The organism is Herbaspirillum sp., assembly GCF_017744395.1.
Taxonomy (GTDB): Bacteria; Pseudomonadota; Gammaproteobacteria; order Burkholderiales; family Burkholderiaceae_D; genus Herbaspirillum.
In genome coordinates, this window is record NZ_JAGIBI010000003.1 from 546582 (window position 1) to 568867 (window position 22286).

Annotated in this window: 14 protein-coding genes and 1 tRNA gene; 3 read left to right on the forward strand and 12 right to left on the reverse strand. The window is 62.2% G+C overall.

Annotation, left to right across the window (positions count from 1 at the left end):
• Positions 1-30 precede the first annotated feature (30 nt).
• The 3 genes from J7548_RS11325 to J7548_RS11335 form a co-directional block, all read right to left on the reverse strand.
• A complete protein-coding gene (locus J7548_RS11325; protein ID WP_290974660.1) occupies positions 31-1122 on the reverse strand; it encodes a TauD/TfdA family dioxygenase in 1092 nt (363 codons plus the stop codon).
• A 155-nt stretch (positions 1123-1277) separates the two neighbouring features.
• Positions 1278-3563: a TonB-dependent receptor gene (locus J7548_RS11330; protein ID WP_290974663.1), complete on the reverse strand. Its 2286-nt coding sequence runs from the start codon at positions 3561-3563 to the stop codon at positions 1278-1280.
• A gap of 163 nt (positions 3564-3726) precedes the next feature.
• Positions 3727-5061, reverse strand: a complete 1335-nt coding sequence (locus J7548_RS11335; RefSeq protein ID WP_290974667.1) for a sigma-70 family RNA polymerase sigma factor — start codon at positions 5059-5061, stop codon at positions 3727-3729.
• A gap of 59 nt (positions 5062-5120) precedes the next feature.
• On the opposite strand from J7548_RS11335, the gene J7548_RS11340 reads away from it, so the two are divergent.
• A complete protein-coding gene (locus tag J7548_RS11340; RefSeq protein ID WP_290974669.1) occupies positions 5121-5369 on the forward strand; it encodes a hypothetical protein in 249 nt (82 codons plus the stop codon).
• A 102-nt stretch (positions 5370-5471) separates the two neighbouring features.
• Here the strand turns inward: J7548_RS11340 and J7548_RS11345 are convergent, their stop codons facing one another.
• Positions 5472-7064, reverse strand: coding sequence for a methyl-accepting chemotaxis protein (locus tag J7548_RS11345; protein WP_290974672.1), 1593 nt, complete (start codon positions 7062-7064; stop codon positions 5472-5474).
• A 39-nt stretch (positions 7065-7103) separates the two neighbouring features.
• Between J7548_RS11345 and J7548_RS11350 the strand changes: the two genes are divergently transcribed.
• Both J7548_RS11350 and J7548_RS11355 read left to right on the forward strand, forming a co-directional pair.
• A complete protein-coding gene (locus tag J7548_RS11350; RefSeq protein WP_290974675.1) occupies positions 7104-7457 on the forward strand; it encodes a hypothetical protein in 354 nt (117 codons plus the stop codon).
• Positions 7458-7900: 443 nt separating this feature from the next.
• A complete protein-coding gene (locus J7548_RS11355) occupies positions 7901-9448 on the forward strand; it encodes a methyl-accepting chemotaxis protein (protein WP_290974678.1) in 1548 nt (515 codons plus the stop codon).
• Between the two features lie 394 nt (positions 9449-9842).
• On the opposite strand, the gene J7548_RS11360 is transcribed toward J7548_RS11355, so the two are convergent.
• From J7548_RS11360 to J7548_RS11395, 8 genes are all read right to left on the reverse strand, one after another.
• Complete coding sequence (locus J7548_RS11360) at positions 9843-10874, reverse strand: AraC family transcriptional regulator (RefSeq protein ID WP_290974681.1); 1032 nt, start codon at positions 10872-10874, stop codon at positions 9843-9845.
• Positions 10874-11656 (reverse strand): SDR family oxidoreductase, encoded by a 783-nt coding sequence (locus J7548_RS11365; protein WP_290974683.1) that lies wholly within the window; start codon positions 11654-11656, stop codon positions 10874-10876. Before J7548_RS11365 ends, J7548_RS11360 begins: the two co-directional genes overlap by 1 nt.
• Positions 11657-11973: 317 nt before the next feature.
• Positions 11974-12050: transfer RNA gene (locus tag J7548_RS11370), tRNA-Met, on the reverse strand.
• Positions 12051-12140: 90 nt separating this feature from the next.
• Entirely contained in the window at positions 12141-13097 is a 957-nt protein-coding gene (gene miaA / locus J7548_RS11375; RefSeq protein ID WP_290974686.1) for a tRNA (adenosine(37)-N6)-dimethylallyltransferase MiaA, read from the reverse strand.
• Positions 13098-13100: 3 nt separating this feature from the next.
• On the reverse strand, positions 13101-14984 hold the full coding sequence (mutL, locus tag J7548_RS11380) for a DNA mismatch repair endonuclease MutL (protein WP_290974689.1): 1884 nt from the start codon (positions 14982-14984) through the stop codon (positions 13101-13103).
• 69 nt (positions 14985-15053) lie between these two features.
• Complete coding sequence (locus J7548_RS11385) at positions 15054-17033, reverse strand: methyl-accepting chemotaxis protein (RefSeq protein WP_290974691.1); 1980 nt, start codon at positions 17031-17033, stop codon at positions 15054-15056.
• A gap of 380 nt (positions 17034-17413) precedes the next feature.
• Entirely contained in the window at positions 17414-20383 is a 2970-nt protein-coding gene (locus J7548_RS11390; RefSeq protein WP_290974692.1) for an EAL domain-containing protein, read from the reverse strand.
• 126 nt (positions 20384-20509) lie between these two features.
• On the reverse strand, positions 20510-22255 hold the full coding sequence (locus J7548_RS11395; RefSeq protein ID WP_290974694.1) for a methyl-accepting chemotaxis protein: 1746 nt from the start codon (positions 22253-22255) through the stop codon (positions 20510-20512).
• Between the last annotated feature and the right edge of the window lie 31 nt (positions 22256-22286).

The following is a 22286-nucleotide window of genomic DNA, read 5'->3' on the forward strand; positions in this document are numbered from 1 at the left end:
GTCTCCGTGGTGTAGGGGGATGGAGGCCGTTCAGACGATGTGACGGCCGATGGCGTTTTCGCGGTAGGGCAGCGAACCGCGCAGATTGAGCGTGAGGTTGACCCGGCGCAGCCAGCGATGGCGCGGTCCGTAGTTGGGCCGGTAAATCGAGCGGCCGTGGACGGCGCGCTTGTTGTCGATCCACAGCATGTCGCCGGGCTGCATGATGACCGAGGCCTTGTGCGCGTCGAACTGGCGCAGCAGCCAATCCAGCGCGTCGGCGGCGTCCTGGTCGCCGGGCAGCGCCTGCATGAAGGCTTCATCGACCTGGATGAAAGGCTGTTCGCGCGCGCCCGACAAGGCTGGCACCGGCTGCGGATCGGCATGCATGCGCCGGATGTGCTCGAAGACATGGTCGTCGAGGCGCCAATGTTCGCTGATGTTCTGGTCCGGCAGATGCGATTTGTCCGGCAGGATGACGAAGCGCGGCGCCGCCAGCACCGCCCATTTGTCGTCCGGGATGTGCAGGTCGCCGATATAGGAAAGAATGGTCTCGGCGCGTTCCTCGTTGCGATAGCAGAAGATGGACAGGAAGTCGCAGCGCAGCGCGTGGAAGGCTTCCTCGTTGTGCCATACCAGCGTGGCGCTGCTGCTGCCGCCCAGCTGTTCGTTGCGCTCCTTGTCGATGGGGACGATGTGGCGCAGGAAGCGGCCGTTCTCCTGTGTGCGCCAGCCGAAGATGTCGCCCAGCGCCGCCGAGATCAGGCATTGCGCGATCTCTTCCCGCAGGCTGGGCGGATTGCGCCAAGGCGCATCCCAGTGTGCGGGCGAAGGCCCGATGCGGGCATCGTCGACCGGCACGCCGCTCAGCAGCACCGCGCCGCATGGCAGATGCAGATACTTGAAGCGATGCGCCAGTTCGCGCAGGCTGCGTGGAAGCTGCTGGGCAGAGAGGCTGCAGGCATCGGCGAATTCGGGCGTCTCGACGCTACCGAAACTCTGCTCGAGTTCATCGACGATGCGGGTGATGGCCGTCCATTCGAGCGGCGTCAGGCGATGCCGGTAAATGGAGGAGGAAATGGCCGGCAGCGGCGAGGCCGCCGGTCCGGTTGCGGAGATAGTGTGAGCAAGAGCAAGTGCCATGATGCCTTCCTGATCTGATCCGGGTTGAACGGGATGAGGGTCGCGCATGCTGGCAAGGGCTGGCGGGCGATGGGCGTTCCGCTTCCCCCGGCGGGGCGCGGAACGCGATGCTGCTGTTGCCTGAAACTGACGGCGAGGCCGGGATGCGGCGCGGATTACATATCGACCTGTGCGCTGATGAACATGGTGCGCGGCTTGCCGGCCCAGGCGCCGTTGATGTCGGCATCGCCGGCGGCCCAGTAGCGCTTGTCCAGCAGGTTCTGCACGGTCAGGCCGAAGGTGGTCCTGTAGCCGCCGATGCGGGTGGCATAGCGCGCGCCGGCGTCGAAGCGCGTGTAGCCGCCCATCCATGCCGTGTTCTGCGTATTGAGCGGACGGCGGCCGACGTAGTACAGGCCGCCGTTGACGTTGAGGCCGTCGATGGCAGGAACGCGGTAATCGAGGAACACGCTGCCTTGCAGCTTGGGCACGTCGGCGATCTGCTTGCCGGCGACCGTGGGATCGGCCGGGTTGTCGGCCTTGGTCCGCAGATAGGCCAGGCCGGTGACCACCGACAGTTGCTTGTTGATGCGGCCGTTGGCCATCAGCTCGACGCCGGTATGGCGCTGCACGCCGCCCTGCACGGTGAAGCGGCTAGAGTTGACGTATTGCAGCGTCTTCTCCAGGCGGAACACCGCGCCTGTGAGCATCAGGTCCGGCGTGAGGCCGTACTTGACCCCGGTTTCATATTGCTTGGTCTTCAGCGGCGGCAGGTTTTCGCCGGCATTGTTGGTGTCGTAGCCGGCTGGGCCGGGTTGTTCGAAACCTTCTGCATAGCTCAGATAAGTCGAGAGATTCGGCAGGATCTTGAAGGTCACAGCCGCCGACGGCGCATTGATGCTGGCGGTCTGCGAGGTATTCTTGCCCGAGGCCGGCATGCTGTCGTTCTTGTAGCGGACGTGGCGCAGGCCCAGCATCAGGTCCCAGCGATCCGACAGCGACATCAGGTCGCTGATGAAGACGCTGGGCTGATAGTTCTTCGACTTGTTGTGATTCGGGTAGTTGAGATTGGACGGCGCGGGCGTGAAGACCGGATTGTAGATGTTGCCGACCGTGTCGGGCAGCACCGCGAAGCCGGATTCGATGGCCTGGAAGTTGCGCGTGGAGAAGCCGGTCACCAGTTGGTGCTTGACGCCCATCGTATCGAAATCGCCTGACACATAGGTGTCGGTCGAGATCACTCGGAAGCTCTGGTTGGGGTTGTAGTAAATGTCGCCCGACAGGATGTTGCCGTTTGCCGCGACGTTATACACATCGGGGAAGGCTGCCACGCGGCCGTTGTACGACTGTGCGGCGCGCGTGGTCAGTTTCCAGTTGTCGTTGATGCGGTATTGCAGATCGGCGCCGATGTTGAAGGTGCGCGTTTCATATTGCAGCCACGGCTGGCCCAGCAGCGTGCGCGGATCGATGCCGCTGATCGGCGGCAGTTGGCCGTTGAGGTAGGGGCCGATCGAGGGTTGCGCCGAGATTTTGCGCTCCTGGTAATCGAAGTTGGCGCGCACCAGCAGGTCTGAGTTGATAGCCCAGTCAAAGGCGCCGCTGACGAAGTCGCGCGAGGTGTCGCCGTTGTGATGGAAATCGCCGTTGCGTTCGCGCGCGATGTTGAAGCGATAGCCGAAGCGGCCATCGTCCAGCGGGCCGCCGGTATCGAGCGCGATGTAGGTGCCGCCATTGTCTCGCAGCGAGGTCTTGATGCTGGTGAAGCGTTCCTTGGTGGGGCGCTTGATGGCGTAGTTGATCGTGCCGCCCGGCGAATTGATGCCGTACAGGAAGCCTGACGGGCCTTTCAGCAGGTCGATCTGTTCGATGTTTTCCAGCGGGATTTCATAGTAGGGAGCGACCGACATGCCGTCGCGCCGCACGGTGTTGGTCCAGTCGGAGAAATAGCCGCGGATGCGCACCATCTCATAGGCGCCGGCCTGCGTCGCGTCCTGCACCGACGGGTCGTTCTTGAGTACGTCCATCATCGTGCGCGATTCCTGCGTTTGGATCAGTTCGCTGGAATACGACTGCACGGAGAACGGCAATTCTTCCGGCTGCTTGTAGCCGAGCGCGCCGACATTGACGCCATCGGTGGCATACAGCGATGGGCGCGATCCGATCACGCCGACTTCCGGCAACTTGTCGGCCGCGGGGCTTTTGCCGTCGCTGATGGCGTAGCCGCCGGCGCCGGTCGGGTGCGCTTCCAGGCCGCTGTGGTCGAGCAGGCGCTGCAGCGCTTCATCGACGGTCAGCGCGCCCTTGATAGCGGGCGCCTGGCGCTTTTCGGCGATGTCGGTGGAAAACACGATGGGCTTGCCCGACTGCCGCGCCAGGGAGCGCAGGGCATTGTCCAGGCGCTGCGCCGGGATATCCAGATCCACCGTCGCGGATTGCGCCCAGGACAGCGCGGCCAGCGACATGCCGACGGCGAAGACGCACGATTTTAGTTTTAGTGTATGGCGAGAGGAATGGCCTGCCCCCGGAACAGCACAACGCATGAACTACTCCTATAAAAATGAGTGATGCTTATAGGAGTTACCGAAACCAAAGCGCCATCTGGGAACCTCGGAATGAAAATTATTTTTATTTGGCCAAATCCCTGGCGGTGTTGGAACTGGCCGAAATGACAACTGCGTGCGCGCCGCGCTTTACCGTCACCGGCAGGATGGTGGGCAGCACGCGCAGCAGATCGTCCACGTCCTTTATGTCATATTCGCCGGACAGGCGCAGTTCGCCGATGCGCGCATCGGACAGCATGATGGGTTGCGCCAGATAGCGCTGCATGTCGGTCACCGCTTCGCGCAGCGGAGTTCCGTTGAAGTAGAGCTTGCCGCGCCGCCATGCGCCGTTCTGGTCGGCATCCAGATCGGGCCGGTGCTCCAGTCGGCCGCCGGCGGAGCGCAGCGCCTGATTCGCGGCGAGCACTTCCGTCTGGCCGCCGTCGCTGCGCACTTCCACCGAACCTTGCTGCACGCTCACGCGAGCACCGTCTTCCAGGTTGCGCACATCGAACACGGTGCCGATATCGGTCACCGTCGTGCGATTGGCCTCGACCACGAAGGAGCGGTAGGTATGGGCGACGTCGAATCCGGCCTCGCCGCGCACTAGTGTCATGCGTCGCGAGAACAGGCGCGACTCGACGCGCAGTTCGCTGTCGGTATTGAGATAGATGCGGGTGCCGTCGGCCATGGTCAGGGTTGTTGTCTCACCGACCGCGGTGGCCAGCCGATGCGTGTCATAGACCGGATCGACCAGCCATGCCGTGCCGGCGCTCAGCAGCAGCATCGCGGTCATGGCGGCTATCTTGCGCACCACGCGGCGTTTGGCCGCCCCGCGCGCAATGGCCTCCCTTGATGGGAAGCGCCTGCCCATCGGCTCGCGCAGTGCCGCGCCGCCGATTTCCCCGTGCGCGCCGGACCACACCGGACGAATCGCCGACATCGCGCGCTCCATGTGCTTGACTACCATCTTGCGCGAGATGCCCAGGAGCGCTGCCACCTCATCCTGCGACATCTCCTCAAGCTTGTGCAGCACGAAGACTTCACGGCAGCGCGGCGGCAGGCCGCCAATGACGCTGTCGAGCGCATCGACCAGTTGCTTGTTGCGCAATATTTCTTCGCCATCAATGTGATGTTGCTCAACGTCAGGAATGGAATCCACCGACTCTTGCCATTGATTTCGGCTGTTGGACGCACGCTGCAGGTCGATCGCTTTGCAAGTGGAGATATGCTTCAACAGCGCCAGCGGCGTGCCGGCCTGTTCGCGCGGGCGCGCATTCTCCACATGCATGTACACCTCATGCACGACTTCATGTGCAAAATCTTTGTCGCCGAAACGCCTGCGCACATGATCAACCAGCTCGTCGTAGTGGCGCATCAGGGCATCCAGCAGAGGCAGATTCTGTGAGTTTTCGCGCATACCGCCAATATCGATGAGAGGGGGAGCGGCAAATTATAAATGATAATGATTTTTATTTGATGTTTTATTCGAGCCCCTGCATTGTTGCCGGGCGCGCATGGATTGATGTGGAGAAAGCAGTCCTGATGAGCTTTGCATCGCCGCTCGCGGCGAAGTCGATGCCATATCAACGGTTTTTCCGATCCGGGATGGGGCGCAACCAGGATGTGGGGTGGCAAGAAGCTTTGGAAAAGCCGACGCGGATTTCCTTGCAATTCGAGCAGGAGGTTTATTCAAGAGGAGAGGCCGCCAATGTGCATCATCGCTAATTGCGATCTGCGAATCGGTAGCCATTTTGAGCTGGCGCCACAACAGGAGTGATCGCGGGTATTACTGCAGGTGTACCTGGAAATGCACCTGGCAGAACCGACTCAAGCTCCCATCAGTGGCAACATTGGCCGTCCTGGTGTGATGCTGGCAGCGTTCTGGGACGGCGCCGCGAGCTTGAACACTTCCACCAATTGCGCCAAGGCGAGCGCTTGCTGTTTCAGCGATTCTGCGGCCGCGGCGGCTTGCTCCACGAGCGCTGCGTTTTGCTGCGTGACATCGTCCATTTGGGTGATGGCCCGATTGACTTGGTCAATCCCCGTGCTTTGCTCGCGGCTGGCGGCCGCAATTTCGGCGATGATGTCGGTAACTTGTTTGACGCTGGAAACGACCTCCGTCATGGTGGCGCCGGCATGTTCCACCAGCGAGCTGCCGGTCTGCACTTTTTGTACCGAGTCGGCGATCAATTCCTTGATCTCCTTGGCGGCGCTGGCGCTGCGTTGCGCCAGGCTGCGCACTTCGCTGGCGACCACCGCAAAGCCGCGCCCCTGCTCACCGGCCCGGGCCGCCTCGACTGCCGCGTTGAGCGCCAATATATTGGTCTGGAAGGCGATGCCGTCGATCACGGCAATGATGTCGACAATCCTGTTTGAAGATGCATTGATCGACGACATGGTATCGATCACTTCCGCCACCACGCTGCCGCCCAGCTCCGCGACTTCCGAGGCCTTGCCCGCCAGGGTATTGGCATGCTGGCTGTTCTCCGCGTTTTGCCTCACTGCGCTGGTGAGCTGTTCCATCGTCGACGCGATTTCTTCCAGCGAACTGGCCTGCTGCTCGGTTCTGGATGACAAATCCTGATTGCCGAGCGCGATTTCAGATGAGGTGGTGCTGATGTTGGTCGCACCGGCGCGAATCCCGGAAATGATGCCAATCAGACTTTGCTGCATGCCCGAGATGGCATGCAGCAAGCTGCTGCGGTCGCGACGATGTAATTGCACCGGCGAGGATAAGTCGCCGCCGGCTATTTTTTGCGTGACAGCTGAAGCATAGGTCGGCTCTCCGCCCAATTCTCTAACGAAATCGAGAATGAAGCGCCAACCGATGACTGCCAGAAGAAAAATCGATACGGCACAAATGGCCATGAAAATCATGGCGGCATGCCAGAACACTTGATTGATGTCATCGATATAGAAACCGGTTCCTATCCACCAATTCCATGGCTTGAACTCGACGATGCCATTCAGTTTCGGCACGACGCCCTGATCGCCGCGCTTGATTTTGATCAGCACCAGACCGTAGGTATCGCGATCCATGGCTTCTCGGTAAGCGATGGCATCTATCTTGCCATCCATGGTTTCACCCTGGGTGATGGTGTCGCGCACTTGAGGGTTGGGGTGGACAAAGGTCAAGCCATTCGGCAAACGCGCCCAGTAATAGCTTTTACTGTCGTTGTCCAGTTGCGACAAGGCGGTTTTGGCCGCGGCCTGCGCTTGTTCGCGGGTCAACGTGCCATTGGCTTCCAGGCTTTGGTAGTAGGTCACCAACTTCATGCCCATCTTTAGCATGTTGACGATTTGCGCCTTGCGATCGTCCATCATGGATGTCTTGAGCGAGTACAGACCTGCTCCGCACAGCGCGCTCAGCGCGATCACCGCAACGCCGACCAGGAGCATCAATCGTGTCGAAATTTTCATAGTGTCTTTGAAGTGAAAAAGGCCCTGGGAACTTGTCCGTTGTTTTTCCTGCTGGCGTTGATTTGCCGTCAAATCCTCATGTTTTTTGTGTACTACGGCCTTTGGGGCGGCAACGAAGAGCGCCCGGAACGGATCGCAAAATACTTTCCGGGACTTTTCAAGCTGCGGTATGCCGTGTTTCTTTCTTTGCAGCGCGCAAGTACATCTGGTTATTTTAGGGATGAGGATGTGGAGACTCCACTGGCGATTTTCCAAAATCGTGCGACTATCGATCAGATTGAGCGATTAGTGAACAATATGCTGGTTGCCGAAAATAAAGAGTCGAAAACGCGCATCTGGCGTGAGCGTTGCAATGATGAGAATGAGTGGCCAATGCATCGTTGCATTGCTTGACCACGACAAGTGGGGGAGACGTGAGACGCCCGAAATTTCTACTTCTGCCCGATCAGGGAAGTTGTACGCAGGCTGGACATTTCCCGGAACATGGATCGACGCTACATTCGATCTGAAGCGATCGAACCTATGAGGATGTGTATGACCGTGTAGCAGCCTTCGGAAGGCAATGGAGGGGGCTGATGGAAATAGACAATTCTGCGGGCAAATCAACACATCGCTTTATGTCAGATCATTGCCGTATCGGCATGGCAGGATTCTTAATTTTGATATAGCCGAGAACGTAGCGTGCTTCTAGAATCGATCGCATGCCAGTATCGCGGGCATGCGGGCTGGCACCGGTCTTGCTAAGCCGGCATGGGGGCAAGCCGGTTGTGATGGAACAGAGGGATGATCCATCTTCCGGAGTGCCGGGAACAACGCTGCAGGGGTGGAAAACAAGAATGATCAAGGATATGCGTATCGGTTCGCGCCTGGGTACAGGCTTTGCCGTGGTGCTGGTATTTTCAATGCTGGTGGCGGCAGTGGGGATCTGGCGACTCAAGACCGTGGCGCAGCAGACCCGGCAGATGATGGATGTGCCGTTGCGTACCGAGCGCCTGGTCTCGCAGTGGAATACCTTGCTGTTGATCGCCATCCAGCGCACCACCACCGTGGTCAAGAGCCGCGATCCCGAACTGGAAGCCTTCCTGGCCAAGGAGGCTGCCGCCTCCAGCAAGGAATCGGCCCAGACCCTCAAGGATGTCGAGACGCTGTTGACCAGCGACGATGAGAAGAAGATGTTCGCTGCCATCAATGTCGCCCGCAAGCAGTTCCTGGCGATACGCGATGAGATCTATGCCGCCAAGAAGCAGGGCGATGCCGCCAAGGTGGACGAACTCTATCAGCAGCAATACATGGGCATCGCCAGGAATACCCAGAACGCCATGCGCGCCTTGCTCGATTTCGAGCGCGAGCGCATCGATGACATCTCCGCGCAAATCCAGCAGGCTGCCGCCAACAGTCAATGGCAGATCTTCGTGCTGGAAGCGGTGATCCTGCTCTGTGGCGTGGCATTCGCGGTGCTGCTCACCCGCAGCATCACGCGGCCGGTGCATGCGGCACTGGCCATTTCCCAGCGCGTGGCGGCCGGCGACCTGACCTCGCGCACGCAGCCCATGGGCCGTGATGAGCTGGGACAGCTGGTGGCGTCGCTGCAAGGCATGAGCGAACGCCTGCACGACGTGGTGTCCACGGTGCGCCACGGTGCTGACAGTATCGCCATCGCCTCCGGCGAGATCGCCAATGGCAATCTCGACCTATCGGCGCGGACCGAAGAGCAGGCCGGCGCGCTGGAAGAGACCGCCGCCTCCATCGAGCAGCTGACCTCCAGCGTGTGCACCAATTCCGAGAACGCGCATCAGGCCGACAACCTGGTCCGCTCCGCCGCCTCCATCGCCGGCCAGGGCGGGACGGTGATGGAGGAACTGATCTCCACCATGGGTAACATCAATGCCTCTTCGCGCAAGATCGTGGACATCATTGGCGTAATCGACGGCATTGCCTTCCAGACCAATATCCTGGCCCTCAATGCGGCGGTGGAAGCGGCCCGCGCCGGCGAGCAGGGGCGAGGCTTTGCGGTGGTGGCTTCCGAGGTGCGCGCCCTGGCGCAACGATCGGCATCGGCGGCCAAGGAAATCAAGCAGCTCATCGATGATGCGGTGGAAAAGGTCGGCGCCGGCAGCCAGCTGGTGGAAAAGGCCGGCAAGACCATGCAGGAAGTGGTGGACAGCGTGCACGGCACGCATTCCCTGGTGGGCGAGATCAGCACCGCCAGCCGCGAACAGGCCGAGGGCATCCATCAGGTCAACCAGGCAGTGGGCCAGATGGATGGCGTGACCCAGCAAAATGCCGCGCTGGTGGAACAGGCCGCGGCGGCAGCCAAGTCGCTGGAAGACCAGGCGGCGCAACTGAAACGGGCGGTGGCGTTCTTTGCCCTGCAGACAGCCTGAGCGCAAGGAATCATCGCTGGCGAATTCGTGCCAACGATGATCCTGTTGCGTCGTGGATCGTCTTCGCCAATATCTCTAAGTATTTGATTAATTGATTTTCGTGCCGGACTTGTAATCAGGCGCTCCGGATGGCGAAACGTCCGCAATGCGCGGTAGTGCCGTTCAGCCAAGCCTTCCATCCGCAGATCGTCATCCCGGCGAAGGCCGGGATCCCGTGTCTTTCATCTTGCCTCAACGGCCGTGGAACGACAGGTCCTGACTTTCCGTCAGGGCGGCGGAAATTCCAATCGCAATTTCGGCAAGGCAGGTATTCCCGGCAGGTTGAATTGCCGACTTCTTTGGTACTGGTGGCGGCGGAAAAATGAGGGAGGAAAGAGGGGGCCTGATTCAACAGTCACATGACGGATGCAGTACCAACGGGGCGCCCGGCCGAGCGTTGCGAACTGCGGTATTCTCCCGGCGTAACTCCGGTCCAGGTTTTGAAGGCGCGCAGGAATGAGTTAGTGTCCCGAAAACCAATCAGGAAAGAAATTTCTCCCGGCGAGATGGCGGAGCGGGTTAGATAATAGCTGGCCAATTCCTGTCGGGTTTCATTAAGAACGTCTTGATAGCTGATCGATTCGTCAGAAAGATGGCGCTGTAATGATCGCTTGCTTACCGCAAGACGACTGGATATATCTTCAATAGTGCTTTGGCCGCTCGGCAGCATGTCGAGCAGTGCGCTGCGCACGCGTTCCCGCATACTGGCTTTGGCATCAAGCTGGGAGAGGCGCGCCTGGAGCTCTGGTTCGAAAAACTGCCACATGGCGATGTTCTCGGTCAGGAAGGGCCGTGCAGCATCCTCTGCCGAGAAGCGGATTCGGTTATGGGAGCCTTGCTGCACACTGCAACCGAGGAAGTTTTCGCATGGGCCGACCTGGCTTGGCAGGGTTGCCAATTCCGTCTCGATCGGGCGAATCGCTTGCCGCGTAGCAAGACGTGCCAGTTTTGTGAGGAAAACGACCTCCATGGCGCCCAGGCTGCGCGGCAGCGGGCGGTCGTATCCGTAGCATTCAACGGTTACCTCGGTGTAGTCCTTGCTGATGAAGAGATTCAATGCCAATGGTCCGCAAAGGCGTTTGTACTCGACGAGCCGGGTGAGGGCGACATTGAGGTTCGGGCTGCACAGGCAGGCGAAGAGCGACGGATCGAAGGCTTCAACGGAGATGGCGCTGCCGAGTTGCAGCGGTAGCTGCGCGTCACCGACCATTTGCTCGAGGCTGTGAAAAATACGAAAGTACTCGGCGGGAGTAAGCGAGGCATCTTTGCGGCTGAACAGATCGGCAGGCAGCTCGGCCAGTGCGAGCAAATCGCCAGGAGCGACGTTCATGTCGGTGAGGATCAGTTTCCAGCCGGGGTGCACGGCAAAGCGCGTGGCTTGTTTCATCAAGATGCCTTTTCCATGGCTTGACGTGACATCTTCAGCACCGCTTTACGCGGCAATAGCGGGACAATCCAATCGAGCATGATTTGCAGCTTCTTCTCGTTAAAAGCCACCAGTTTTCCTCGTTCCATGGCCTTGTAGCCGCAGTGCGCTACAGACTCGGCCGACTTCGCGTTTTTCCAGACTTCTACGCCTTGCAGATCGCCGGCAGCAACAAAACCGGTAGCGACCGCGCCTGGGCATAAAGCCGTGGCAGTTACACCGTATTCGCGTGCTTCTTCGGCGATAGCCTGGGTGAACGAAGTGACATAGGCCTTGGTCGCGTAATACACCGCTTGCAGGGGGCCCGGCATGAACGACGCGGTCGACGAGACGTTCAGGATGCGTCCGCGCCGACGCGCCACCATGCCTGCCAGGTAATGATGAGTCAGGTTGGTCAGCGTTACCATGTTCACCTGCATCATGGCTTGGTCAGCGGCAAGGTCTCGTTCGAAAAACTTGCCATGGCCACCGAAGCCGGCGTTATTGATCAGCACGTCGATAGAAAGTCCCTGCGCCTCGGTGGCAGCGAAGATCCTGTCAGCCGATGTGGGATCAGCAAGATCTGCGGCGATTACATGCACTTTTACGCCGTACCTCGTCTGCAGTTCATGCCTGATGGATTCGAGCTTGTCGCGGGAACGTGCCACTAGAATGACATCACCGCCTTTGCTTGCATGGATGCGCGCCAATTCCAGGCCTATGCCGCTCGAAGCGCCGGTAATCAATGCGGTTGCATTTTGCATGATTTCTCCTTGATTCAGATTGAATGAATAAGGAGATGGTAGAAGTTTAATCTCTACAATTCACTAGCACAATGCGCCATAAATAATTCCGATCGCGCCAATCTTGGATGCGATGAGCGCGGCGATCTGGCGGCGGCACATGCCGGTACGTCGGGTCAAGGCTTCACCGCATGCGGCATGGACGTGTTCTTGCGCTGGCTGCCTTCGGAAGGCAGTGGGAGGTGGGGCAAACCTAGAGGAGGGAAACAAAAAACCCGCTCAAACACGGGGTTTGGAGCGGGTTCTTGGATTCTATCGGACTGCTTAGAATCAATGTCTGGTGGTGATAGGTGGACTTGAACCACCGACCCCAGCATTATGAGTGCTGTGCTCTAACCAGCTGAGCTATATCACCAGAAGCAAGCCCGCAACTATATTGGCATTGCCTGAATCTGTCAATAGGTAGTACTGTTTTTTATTGCCGATACCGGTAATTCCGGCCTGTTCAGCCTTCCTGGCGGCCCATTCGGGCATTTCTCACCTGCTCCCATACCTTTTCCGTGGCATCGGGCGCATTGCAATCGATCACGATCCGATCCGGCATCGAACGCAGCCAGGTCAGTTGCCGTTTGGCTAACTGGCGGGTGGCGGCGATGCCTTTTTCGCGCATGGCGGCGTAGTCGATCAGGCCGTCCAGGTATTCCCAGGCCTGGCGGTAGCCGACGCAGCGTATCGACGGCAGGCCCGGGTGCAGGTCGCCGCGCGCGCGCAGCGCCTTGACTTCTTCCAGCAGGCCGCCGCCGTCGAGCATCTGGTCGAAGCGCAGGGCGATGCGCTGGTGCAGGACGGCGCGGTCGGACGGTTCCAGCGCCAATGGCAGCAGGTCGAACGGCAGCGGTTCCGGGGCCTTCTGCGACAGCAGGGAGGACATCGGCTGGCCGGTCAGCAGCGTGATTTCGAGCGCCCGCTGGATGCGCTGGCTGTCGTTGGGCTTGAGGCGTTCGGCCGTGGCCGGATCCAGCGCCGCCAGTTTGGCGTGCATGGCCGGCATGCCCACGCGCGCGGCTTCTTCATCCAGTTGCGCGCGCAGGGCGGGATCGGCTTGCGGCAGTTCGTCCAGGCCGTCGCGCAGCACCTTGAAGTACAGCATGGTGCCGCCCACCAGCAGCGGCAGCTTGCCGCGCGCGGCGATTTCTTCGGTCAGGCGCAGCGCGTCCTGGCGGAATTGCATGGCCGAATAGGCGTCGGCCGGGTCGATGATGTCGATCAGGTGGTGCGGTACCGCGGCCAGTTCCTGCGGGCTGGGCTTGGCGGTGCCGATGTCCATGCCGCGATAGACCAGCGCAGAGTCGACGGAAATGATTTCGCACGGGAGGCGGCGGGCGATTTCCAGGGCCGCGGCGGTCTTGCCGGAGGCGGTGGGGCCCATGATGGCCACGGCCAGGGGACGAACTGCGGTCATCGCTTATTGTCCGCGCAGGAACAGCTTGTCCAGGTCGGACAAGGCCATCTGGCTCCAGGTCGGCCGGCCGTGGTTGCATTGGTCGGCGCGTTCGGTGGCTTCCATCTGGCGCAGCAGGGCGTTCATCTCGGGGATGGTCAGGCTGCGGTTGGCGCGCACGGCGGTGTGGCAGGCCAGCGTGCCGAGCAGTTCGTTGCGGCGCTCCAGCAGCACGCGCGAGCCGCCGTATTCGCGCACGTCGCGCAGCACGTCGCGCGCCAGCGTCTGGGCGTCGGCGTTCTTCAGCAGCGCCGGCACCGCGCGCACGGCCAGCGTGGTGGGCGACATCACGGCGATGTCGAAGCCCAGCGCCGAGAGCGTTTCCTGGTGTTCCTCGGCGGTGCCGACTTCGACCGCGTCGGCGTAGAAGGTGACCGGGATCAGCAGCGGCTGGACGAACATCTCGTTGCCGTCCAGCGCGGTCTTGAGCTGTTCGTACAGGATGCGCTCATGGGCGGCGTGCATGTCCACCACCACCAGGCCGGCGCTGTTCTGCGCCAGCACGTAGATGCCGTGCAATTGCGCCAGCGCGAAGCCGAGCGGGAAGTCGCCGGCCGGCAAGTCTTGCGGCGCTTGCGTGCGGATTGCGGCATCGCTTGGGCTGAACTGCGGCGGCGTGGTGGCGTCGCCGCGAAACATGGCGCCGTAGGCTTCCGAATTCTGGCGTACGCCAAAGCTGCTGTTGCCGCCGAAGGAAAAGGGCTTGGCCGGTTCGGCGGTGAACTGGTTGGCGAACGAGGTTTGCTGCTGCTCGCGTATCCATGGCATCGGCGCATTGGATGCCGCCTGCTGCAACTGCGGAGGTGGCGTATTGCCGAACGAGGTGGCCGAGGTCTGCGCCAGCGCGCGGCTGACCGCGTGGAACACGAACTGGTGCACGCTGCGGCTGTCGCGGAAGCGCACTTCGATCTTGGACGGGTGGACGTTGACGTCGACCAGCGCTGGATCGAGTTCCAGCGCCAGCGCGTAGGATGGGTAGCGGTCGCCGTGCAGCACGTCCTGGTAGGCCGCGCGCACCGCGTGAGTCAGCAGCTTGTCGCGCACGAAGCGGCCGTTGACGTAGAAATACTGGCTGTCGGCGCGCGCCTTGGAGGCGGTCGGCAGGCCGACGAAACCGTGCAGGCGCAACGGGCCGGCGGCTTCGTCCAGCGGCAGGCGGGCGTTGGCGAATTCGTCGCCGAGGATGTGGGCGCTGCGCTTGGCGAATTCGCCGACGTTCCAGTGGTCGACGGTCTTGCCGTTGTGCGACAGCGAGAAGCTCACATCCGGCCGCGCCAGCGCGATGCGGCGTACGACCTCGGCGCAATGGCCGTATTCGGTCTGCTCCGACTTGAGGAACTTGCGGCGCGCCGGGGTGTTGAAATACAGGTCCTGCACGTCGATGGTGGTGCCCAGGGCGCCGGAGGCGGGGGCGACCGTGCCGTGCTGCGAGCCGGTGATTTCCCAGGCGTGGGCGGCGTCGGCGGTGCGCGTGGTGACGGTCAGTTGCGCCACCGAGGCGATCGAGGCCAGCGCTTCGCCGCGGAAGCCCAGCGTACCGACGTTTTCCAGGTCGGTCAGCGAGGCGATCTTGGAGGTCGCATGGCGCGCCAGCGCCAGCGGCAGCTGGTCGGGCGGGATGCCGCGGCCGTTGTCGGTGATGGCGATGCGTTTGACGCCGCCTTGCTCCAGGCGCACCGTGATCTGGGTGGCGCCGGCGTCCAGCGCGTTTTCCAGCAATTCCTTGACCACCGCCGACGGGCGCTCGATCACCTCGCCGGCGGCGATCTGCGAGATCAGCTGATCCGGCAGGGCCTGGATGGGGCGGTAAGAGGGTGTCGCGGGGGGAGGGGAAAGCGGTGCGTTCATGGCGCGATTATACCGCCGCAGGCGCCCCGGGGTCAGTGCCGGGCGCCTGGACGGCGGGGGCATTACCGCTCAGATGCGGAACGTGCTGACCGCCTCCGCCAGGCGCTGGGCTTGCTGCTGCAGCGACTGGGCGGCGGCGGCCGCCTGCTCCACCAGGGCGGCATTTTGCTGGGTGCTTTCGTCCATTTGCGCGATGGCGCGGTTGATCTGGTCGATGCCTTCGCTTTGTTCGCGGCTGGCGGTGGAGATTTCGTTGATCACGGTGGAGACGCGCCGCACGCTGGCCACGACGTCGCCCATGGTGGCGCCGGCCTGCGCCACCAGTGTGCCGCCGGCGCCCACGGTTTGGACCGAGGCATCGATCAGTTCCTTGATCTCGCGGGCGGCGGTGGCGCTGCGTTGCGCCAGCGTGCGCACTTCGGTGGCCACCACCGCGAAGCCGCGGCCTTGCTCGCCGGCGCGCGCCGCTTCCACGGCGGCGTTGAGCGCCAGGATGTTGGTTTGGAAGGCAATGCCGTCGATCACGCCGATGATGTCGACGATCCGTTGCGAGGAGGTGTTGATCGCATTCATGGTTTCCACCACCTGGCCGACCACTTCGCCGCCCTGGCTGGCGACGGTCGATGCCGAGCCCGACAGTTGGTCCGCCTCCGCCGCATTGGCGGCGTTTTGCTTGACGGTCGAGGTCAGCTCTTCCATGGCCGAGGCGGTTTCTTCGAGGGCGCTGGCCTGCTGCTCGGTGCGCCCTGACAGGTTGAGGTTGCCGGCCGCGATTTCGCTGGCGGCGGTATTGATCTCCTCGGTGCCGGAGCGCACGCTGGCCACCACGGCCGACAAGCCTTCGCTGATGCCGTTGAAGGACCGCATCAGGCGGCCGATTTCGTCGCCGCGCGTAACCGTCAGGCGGGTCGTCAGGTCGCCGCCAGCGATCTGGTCGGCCGCCTGGCAGACCGCGTCCAGCGGGCGCGACACCATCTTGCGCACCATCAGGGCCAGGACCAGGCCAAGCAGCGCCAGGAACAGCAGGCCGCAGCCGATGTAGATGTTGCGCATCGAATTGACTTCGCGCGTGAGTTCGTCGACATAGGCTTCGCCGGCGACCACCCAGTTCCAGCCGGGGTAGCGGGCCAGGGCGATGATCTTCTTGCGGCCGGCGGCGGCGGTGTAGTGCAGCACGTCTTCCTTCTGTTCCAGCATGGCCTTGATATAGCCGTTGCCGGAAGCGTCCTTCAGGTCGAGCAGGCTGGCGCCTTCTTCCTTGCCCTCGCGCGGGGCGCCGGCGATCATGGTGCCGAGCTCCTTGCCTTGCTTGCCGTTGAGTACATAGAAGAAACCGGTATCGCCGATCTTGAGCGACTTGATCTGGTCCTTGAGCGCCTTGATGTCGGCCGAGATGTCGATGCCCACATACAGGATGCCGACGATCTGGCCGGCGGCATCCTTGATCGGCACGTACTTGGTGATGTATTGCTTGCCGAACAGCGTGGCCAGGCCGCTATAGGCCTTGTCGGCCTTCAGCGCGGCGTAGCCCGGATGGGCGCGGTCAAGCAGGGTGCCGATGGCGCGCTCGCCGTTCTCTTTTTTCAGGGAAGTCGACACGCGCACGAAGTCGTCGCCGGTCTTGGCGAAGATGGTGGCGGAGACGCCGGTTTCGGCGGTGAAGCGGTCGGGAATGGTGAAGTCGAGGTTGAGGTCGCGGCCGTCGCTTGTGAGCACCGGGGTGGCGCGCTCGCCGATCTGGACGGAGCGGCTTTCATCGAGCGCGAATTTGCCGGCGAACTCATTGCCGAACATGTCGGAGAAGCGGTCTACCTGGCTGGTGACGGTATGGTCGAACATGCGCACCATGTGCGACACGCTGCGCACTTCGCCCGACATCTGCTCGATCGAGCGCTTCTCGACCATATGCGATGCCGAATAGGTGATGAGCAGCAGGGCGATGATGAAGACGGCGCCGACCAGGGTGACGGTCAGGGCCGTCAGCTTGGCGCCGACGGAGCGGCTCAGGAAAGAGGCGCGGCGCGCCGGAGCGGACAGGTCAATAGACATGATGATGTTCTTGTTGTTGGATCAAAGGGCAGGGAAGGCGCATACGCGCCGCCCGGAATGCCTTGCATATCGCATCGGAGTAACCCGCTGCACCTTCGTCGGTGCCGGTACGGCGCGTTCCGGAACATGGCCATCGCCATGCAGGAATGGCGGGAAGCGGCCAGGCATGTGGATGCCGGCGGTTACGTCCGCATTTCAGGATGTGCTGGGGAAGGCCGAAGTATACCGACAGGCTTTTGATCTGTTTCGGATACTTTCGATGTTTGCGCCTACATTTATCGGTCCTGTTGTTTTTCCGTCAGGAAACTTATTTTTTTGATATGCCATCTTGCTGTCGATGGCAGTCAATCAGTCAATTTCTTCCTTGGCGCATCAGTGCGTCAGTGCTTGTTCTGGCCGGCCATGAAATCGCGGATCCAGTTTTCCAGGCCGGCAGGCGACAACGGGGGCGAAAAATAATAGCCCTGCGCCACGTCGCAACCTTGCCGCACCAACAGTTCGTATTGGTCCGCGTCTTCGACCCCTTCGGCCACCACCGTCAGTTTCAGGCTTTCGCCGATGCGGATGACGGCGTTGGTGAGCGCGCTCACCGCGGCATCCTTGGCCATGTCGCGCACGAAGCTCTGGTCCAGCTTCAGTTCGGAAACCGGCAGTTTGCGCAGGTAGCCCAGGCTGGAATAGCCGGTGCCGAAGTCGTCCATGGCCAGCGGCACGCCCAGCGCATGCACGGCGGCGATGGTCTGGTTGGTGCTGGGGTTGGTATCCATCAGCACGGTTTCGGTGATCTCGATGGAGAGGTCCGAGGGGGACAGCGCATGGCGCTGCAGGAGGTCGGTCAGGAAGCGCGGCAATTCCAGGTCGTGGAAGTTGGTGGCGGAAAGGTTGACCGATACCGACGGCACCTTGATGCCGCGGCGGCGCCAGTCGGAGAGTTGGAAGCAGGCTTCCTCCAGCGCCCATTTTCCCAGTTCGCCGATCAGGCCGCACTCCTCGGCGATCGGGATGAAGCGGCCGGGCGAGACGTTGCCCAGTTGGGGATGCTGCCAGCGCGCCAGCGCCTCCACCCCATGCAGGCGGTTGTCTTCCAGGTGGATCTGCGGCTGGTAATGCAGCTCGAAGTCGCCGCCGCGCAAGGCGTCGCGCAAGGCGCTTTCCAGCGCCAGGCGCTCTTGCGCCATGCTGTTCATCTCGTCGCTGAAGAAGCTGTGGCGGCCGCGGTTGACGGCCTTGGCCTGGTACATCGCGATGTCGGCGCGGTGCAGCAACGTCTCGATGTCGTTGCCGTTGGCAGGGAACATCGCCACGCCGATGCTGGCCGAGGGATTGAGCGGCGTGCCGTTGATGTGGCAGGGCTGCGCCAGTTTTTCCTGGATGCGCTTGACGACTTCGGGCAGGTGCCGGTCGTCGTATTGCGTGAGCACCACCACGAACTCGTCGCCGGAGAGCCGGCCGACGATGTCGGAACGCCGCGCCTGCGACTGCAGCCGCATCGCCACCGTGCGCAGCAGCTCGTCGCCGGCCTGGTGGCCGAGCGAGTCGTTGACCTGCTTGAAGCGGTCGAGGTCGATGAACATGACCGCCACCGTGCTGCGGTTGCGTTCGGCGGTGGCGATCGCCTGCCCGGCCTGCACCAGCAGCAGGCTGCGGTTGGGCAGGCCGGTCAGGGAATCGTAGAAGGCCAACTGGTGGATGCGCGCGCGCGAGGCTTCGCGCTCGATGGCCAGCGCGCACAGGTGCAGGCCGGCATCCACCAATAACTGGTGGAACGGACCGGGCGCGCGGGGTTCGCGGAAATAGAACGCGAAGGTGCCGATCACCTTGCCGTCTGAGGATTTGACCGGCGTCGACCAGCAGGCGCGCAGCCCGTGCGGCAGGGCCAGGTTCCTGTAGTCGGCCCAGTGCGGGTCGGTTTCGATATCGGCGGAGACGACCGGCTCGCCGGTGAAGGCGGCGGTGCCGCAGGCGCCGACATCGGGGCCGATCTGGATGCCGTCCAGCGCGCGGTTGTAAAACTCGGGCAGGCTGGGGCCGGCCAGGGTATGCAGCTTGCCTTGTTCATCCACGCGCAGGACGGAAGCGATCACTTCCGGCGCCACCCGTTCCACTTCCTCGCACAGCAGGCTCATCTGCTCGTTGAGCGAGGAATCGCGCGCCATCGCATTGAGCACGCGGTATTGCAGCACCTCGTGCACCTTGGTGTTGGTGATGTCGGTCATCACGCACACGGCGTTGACCAGCTTGCCGGCGGCGTCGAGGATGGGGTTGACCACCGCCGATATCCAGATCGGCTGGTCGTTCATGTCGCGGATCAGTTCTTCGGTATGGAAGCTCTGGCCCTGCAGCAGTTCGCCGTGGCAGCGCTCGATCAGGCGCACGAAGGCGGGATGGCCGGCGAACAGGTCGTTGGGCCTTTCCCCGATCACCTGCTGCGCCTGGAAGCCCAGCATGCGGGTGAAGCCGATGTTGTGGAAGACGATGCGGTTGTTGTCGTCGGTGATGAGGACGGCGTTGTCGGTCTCGTTGATGCCCAGCGAGAGCAGGTGCAGGTGCTTGCGGTCGTTGACTTCGCGCGTGACGCGGTAGGTGACGTCGGCGCCGATGCAGATGATCCGCTCGGGGCGGCCGCTGGCGTCGAGCACCGGCGAGTAGGTGGCTTCCCACCACACCGAGCGGCCATTGCGGGCGCGGCGCTGGAAGCGGCCGGAGAAGAAGCGGCCGTTGCATACGTCGCGCCAGAAGGTGGCGTATTCGGCGCTGTCGGCCCAGTCGCCGCTCCACAGGATGCTGTGCGGCTGGCCGATCAGTTCGTCGGCAAGGTAGCCCATGGTCTTGAGGTAGTTGCCATTGGCCGACAGGATGATGCCGTCGGGCGACAGTTCGACCACGCCCAGCGACCGGTTCAGCGCATTGAGCACGCTGTTGCTATGGCGCGAGTCGTCGATGTAGGCGGTGATGTCGGCCGCCACCGAGATGACTTTCAGCAGTTGGCCGCGGTCGTCCAGGATGGGGCTGCAGATCGCTTCGAGCCATACGGTGGAGCCGTCGGAACGGATGCGCTGCAGGGTGTCCGAAATGACTTCCCCGCTGCGCAGGTGTTCCCAGAATTGCCTGTAGTCGTCGGTATTGGAATAGGTGTCGTCGCACAGCATGCTGTGGTGCTTGCCGACCAGTTCTTCGCGCCGGTAGCCGAGCAGGCGCAGGAAGTTGTCGTTGGCGTCGAGCAAGGTGCCGTCGGCGGCGAATTCGAGCATCGCCATCGAACGCGAAAGGGCGGCCAGCAGCGCATCCCGCTCGTCTCCCGACAAATGCCTGCGGTTCAATTCCCTGATGAACGGCTCATGGTTGTACATCCTCTTTATCCCCTTGGCTTGGCGGAAACGACACGGACCCCGATTCCGCGCCGCTGAGCTTGATCATATGCCGTTTTTTCCAGCCTGTCCTGCCGAATTCTTGCATTGTGGGCCGGCAGTTCCCGCTCAGAACTGTTCCCAGTCGCCATCGTCGCCGGTCGCCGCGCCGGCTTTCGGGCGATCCGGTTTGACCGGCGGCTTTTCAGGCGCCAGCGCTACGCGCCCGACTTGCGCCGGCGGGATTTTCGCCGGCGCGCGGGCCGGCGCCTTGAGCGGCTGAGGGCGCGCGGCCGGCAAGGCGGGAATATCGGCCGCCATGCCATCGATCTTGAACACGCCGACCACCGCGGTCAAGCCGTTGGCCTGCTCCTGCAGCGCCTGCGCGGCGGCGGCGGCCTGTTCCACCAGCGCCGCGTTTTGCTGGGTGGTCTGGTCCATCTGCGAGATGGCGAGGTTGATCTGTTCGATGCCCTCGCTTTGTTCCTGGCTGGCGGCGGAGATTTCCACCACCACGTCGGTCACCCGCTGCACGCTGGCGACGACTTCGCTCATGGTCACGCCGGCCTGTTCCACCAGCTTGCTGCCGTTGCCCACCTTTTCCACCGAGTCGTCGATGAGCGCCTTGATTTCCTTGGCGGCGGAGGCGCTGCGCTGGGCCAGCGAGCGCACTTCCGACGCCACCACCGCGAAGCCGCGGCCCTGCTCGCCGGCACGCGCCGCTTCCACCGCCGCATTCAACGCCAGGATGTTGGTCTGGAAGGCGATGCCGTCGATCACGCTGATGATGTCGACGATCTTCTTCGACGATTCGTTGATCGAATCCATGGTCTGCACCACTTCGCCGACCACGTTGCCGCCCTGCTGCGCCACTTCGGAGGCGGAGGCGGCCAGCTGGTTGGCCTGGCGCGCATTGTCGGCGTTCTGGCGCACCGTCGACGTCAGTTCTTCCATGGCCGAGGCGGTCTCTTCCAGCGAGCCGGCCTGTTGTTCGGTGCGGGAAGACAGGTCGAGGTTGCCGGTGGCGATTTCGCCGGAGGCGGTATTGATGGTGTCGGTGGCCTGCCTGACCTGGGCGACGATTTTTTGCAGGTTGCCGTTCATGGTTTGCAGCGCTTCGAGCAACTGGCCGGTTTCGTCGCGGGTGGTGGCTTCGATGTTGCTGGTGAGGTCGCCTTGGGCCACGGTGCGCGCCAGGTTTACCGCATGGTTGAGCGGGCGGGTGATGCCGCTGGTGAGTTTCCATGCGACGACCACGGCGAACAGGATGGCCAGCGCCGCGATACCCAGGGTCAGGTCGCGCGCCTGTTCATATTGGGCACTCACGGCATCGGAAGCGTCGCGCATGATCTGATCCTGGTAGCGGACCAGTTCGGCGACCTTGCCCAGGTAGGCCACGCGCAGGCTCTGCTCGGCGGGGTCGTACATGGCGGCGATGGCCTCTTCGCGCTTGCCATCCTTGATCAGTTGCGCCACTTTCTCGCTGCCGGCGACATAGGCGGTGCGCACTTGCCGGATTTCGTTGAACAGGGCGCGGCCCTTGGCGCTGGCGATGCTTTTGTCGAGGCCGTCCATGTCGCCGGCGATATTCTTGATCGCGGAGGCGATCGCCTCATGCTGCTGTTTCAACTGCTCCGGATCGGTCATCAGCACCAGGTTGCGCATGGAGCGCAGGATGATGTTTTCCTGCAGGATGATGTCGTTGGCCATGACCGTCTTCGGGTAGGCGCTTTGCGTCACGCTGTGCATCTGGCGGTTCAGTTCGGCCATGCGGGTCAGGCATAGCGTGCCGATGCCCACCAGCAATATCACCATGACGGCGAAACCCATGGCGAGACGGATGCCGATTTTCGTATTCTTCAGGCTGATATTCATCTTGATCCCCCATTTGTTTTAGTTGTCCGGC

Excerpts from the sequence above, each read along its gene's own strand:
- J7548_RS11325 (WP_290974660.1), bottom strand. The coding sequence starts at position 1,122 with ATGGCACTTGCTCTTGCTCACACTATCTCCGCAACCGGACCGGCGGCC.
- J7548_RS11330 (WP_290974663.1), bottom strand. The coding sequence starts at position 3,563 with ATGTCGCTGGCCGCGCTGTCCTGGGCGCAATCCGCGACGGTGGATCTG.
- J7548_RS11335 (WP_290974667.1), bottom strand. The coding sequence starts at position 5,061 with ATGCGCGAAAACTCACAGAATCTGCCTCTGCTGGATGCCCTGATGCGC.
- J7548_RS11340 (WP_290974669.1), top strand. The coding sequence starts at position 5,121 with ATGTTTTATTCGAGCCCCTGCATTGTTGCCGGGCGCGCATGGATTGAT.
- J7548_RS11345 (WP_290974672.1), bottom strand. The coding sequence starts at position 7,064 with ATGAAAATTTCGACACGATTGATGCTCCTGGTCGGCGTTGCGGTGATC.
- J7548_RS11355 (WP_290974678.1), top strand. The coding sequence starts at position 7,901 with ATGATCAAGGATATGCGTATCGGTTCGCGCCTGGGTACAGGCTTTGCC.
- J7548_RS11360 (WP_290974681.1), bottom strand. The coding sequence starts at position 10,874 with ATGAAACAAGCCACGCGCTTTGCCGTGCACCCCGGCTGGAAACTGATC.
- J7548_RS11365 (WP_290974683.1), bottom strand. The coding sequence starts at position 11,656 with ATGCAAAATGCAACCGCATTGATTACCGGCGCTTCGAGCGGCATAGGC.
- miaA (WP_290974686.1), bottom strand. The coding sequence starts at position 13,097 with ATGACCGCAGTTCGTCCCCTGGCCGTGGCCATCATGGGCCCCACCGCC.
- mutL (WP_290974689.1), bottom strand. The coding sequence starts at position 14,984 with ATGAACGCACCGCTTTCCCCTCCCCCCGCGACACCCTCTTACCGCCCC.
- J7548_RS11385 (WP_290974691.1), bottom strand. The coding sequence starts at position 17,033 with ATGTCTATTGACCTGTCCGCTCCGGCGCGCCGCGCCTCTTTCCTGAGC.
- J7548_RS11390 (WP_290974692.1), bottom strand. The coding sequence starts at position 20,383 with ATGTACAACCATGAGCCGTTCATCAGGGAATTGAACCGCAGGCATTTG.
- J7548_RS11395 (WP_290974694.1), bottom strand. The coding sequence starts at position 22,255 with ATGAATATCAGCCTGAAGAATACGAAAATCGGCATCCGTCTCGCCATG.